This window comes from Alysiella crassa DSM 2578, from assembly GCF_000745955.1.
Classification (GTDB): Bacteria; Pseudomonadota; Gammaproteobacteria; order Burkholderiales; family Neisseriaceae; genus Simonsiella; species Simonsiella crassa.
Genome location: NZ_JQKH01000142.1, coordinates 1 through 2,164, shown reverse-complemented (window position 1 = coordinate 2,164; position 2,164 = coordinate 1). Strand labels below are relative to the sequence as shown.

Genomic DNA, 2,164 nt, shown 5'->3' with positions numbered 1-2,164 from the left:
TAGTCGTGAGAAAATTAATACGATACCACTGAATTGATGCGGACTTCTTTTTTTATTGTACTTTTTTTGTCGTGTACTGAAAGGCTGCCTGAAATGTGCCACACACCCCTAGCGTGGGTGTGGCGGCGCAACGCCACGTTTCGCGTTCAGGCTGCCTGAAAATGTCTGTTTTTATCGCGCACCCATTTTTTGTACAGCTTGGGCGGTTGTCCACAAATCGTTGGCGATGATGCGGTAATTGACCAATGCCGCCAAATAGCCGTCGCCCTCTGGAATGCGAGGTCCTGCGGTTGCGTCTTTTACCACCGCCACTTCAAAGCCTTGTTCCACCAATTCGCGCAAATGCGATTCAATGCACAAGTTGGCTGCCATGCCTGCCAAAATCACTTGGTCAATTTTGCGTTTTCTCAGTTGCAAAACGACATCGTTGGTTTCGGGCCCGAAAATTTTGTGGGGCGAGGCAATGGTGGTTTGTCCGTCAAAAATATAGGGTTTGTAGCGTTCTACAAAGTCTGCGCCTGAATTTTCAAAGCCGTCCATGGAATACGCGCTTTTACGGGCAAACATATTGGTGCTGTGCATGAAGTTTTCGCCTGGTGCCATAAATTCCCATTGGTGGTCGGTGGGATAGTAGTAGTGGGGCGACACAATCACGGGCATGTTTACGGCTTTGGCTGCCTTAAACAATGTTTCAATGTTTTCAACGGTGTTGTTTTCTTGAATGCTGTCTTTCAGCACTTCCCACATCACGCCATTGGGACTCAAAAAGTCGTTTTGTGGGTCCACCACCACCAAAGCCACGCGATTGGGGTCAATTTTCATACCAGGGCGTTTTAAGCCATATTGTGCGGGTTCGGCATAAATATTGCCTTTTTTGGCAGGTGCGGCTTGCGCTGATGCGCTAATGCCCATTGCACCCAACACGCTGGCAGCCATTGCCAATTTGGCACCGCCCCCCAAAGCAGCACGGCGTTGTTCGTTGATTTGTTCGGTTTTTTCGTTAGCCATTTGTTTGTTCCTTCCATTTAAGGGTTTAATCACATGAAAAACTGGGACGAAGTATAATGATTGCCGCCTTTGTTGTTTTAACCGAACGTCTGCTTTTTTTAACCGAATTGATTTTTTATGGACGCGATTACCCATTTGTTTACCCATTTTCCGTTTCGCACACACGTTTTTTTTAAGGGATTGTTGTGCCGAACGGGGCAATTTGATGAACCCAATAAAGGCTATTTGCATTTGATTGAACGGGGTCGCTGCATGGTCAATCACAATCAGCACACGCCTTTGTTGATTGAAGAGCCTTGTGTGTTGTTTTCGCCCAGTGGCTGCCTGCACAGCATTCAGCCTTTGTCGGACGATTTGAGCGTGTTGTGCATTGATTTTGATTTTGGTGAACAGGTGTGCAACCCTTTGATTGATGGTTTAAATCGGATTATCCCTTTGTATTTAAACCAAAATGGGCATTTGAACCACATCACGCAAAGCATTTTTCAGGAACATCAAGCCACGCGATGTGGTTTTCAGGCAGCCATGCAACATTTGAGTGCGTATTTGATGATACAGGTGCTGCGTTTTTGTTTGCAAAACAATTTGCTACAAATTGGCTTGTTGCGCGGTTTGACCGACAGTCGCCTTGCGCCTTTGCTCATCAACATTCATCAGCACCCCGAATGGGATTGGCATGTGGACACGATGGCAGAACAGGCGTGTATGTCGCGCGCCAAATTTGTGCCTTATTTCAAGGAGATGATGAAGGTTTCGCCCATGGAGTATGTGGCAAATTGGCGCATTCAGGTGGCGCAAATGTGGTTGCGGCGCGGCTTGTCGGTGGCTTTGACGGCGGAAAAGGTGGGATACAGCCACAATGCGGCTTTAACGCGCGTGTTTGTGCGTAAATTGGGGCAAACACCCAAGGAATGGTTGCAAACTTGGCAGACTATGTTATTGAGATAAAAGAAAAAATTCATGGCGTACAGACAGCCTGCACGCCACAAATCCATGTTGAAATTTTATAACCTGTGTTCATCAGATTGATGGCTTGATTTTATTGACCATGCTTGCGAATGAAGCAAGCGTAGGGTGGGCAACTCGTTGCCCACGCGGTTCACACAGTTGGGATTTTGCCCAGCTTTTTTTATTTTCAGCCGACATTCACAATATT

2 protein-coding genes are annotated in these 2,164 nt (G+C 46.8%); one reads left to right on the top strand and one right to left on the bottom strand.

Features of this window, described 5'->3' with window-relative positions; genetic code table 11:
* Positions 1-171: 171 nt before the first annotated feature.
* A complete protein-coding gene (locus Q338_RS12375; protein WP_034296006.1) occupies positions 172-1,008 on the bottom strand; it encodes a cysteine hydrolase in 837 nt (278 codons plus the stop codon).
* Positions 1,009-1,125: 117 nt separating this feature from the next.
* On the opposite strand from Q338_RS12375, the gene Q338_RS12370 reads away from it, so the two are divergent.
* The gene (locus Q338_RS12370) at positions 1,126-1,956 is read left to right on the top strand and encodes a helix-turn-helix transcriptional regulator (protein ID WP_034296004.1); all 831 of its coding nucleotides are present in this window, start codon (positions 1,126-1,128) and stop codon (positions 1,954-1,956) included.
* Positions 1,957-2,164 lie beyond the last annotated feature (208 nt).

Coding starts and splice junctions, on each gene's coding strand:
- Q338_RS12375 (WP_034296006.1), bottom strand. CDS start 1,008: ATGGCTAACGAAAAAACCGAACAAATCAACGAACAACGCCGTGCTGCT.
- Q338_RS12370 (WP_034296004.1), top strand. CDS start 1,126: ATGGACGCGATTACCCATTTGTTTACCCATTTTCCGTTTCGCACACAC.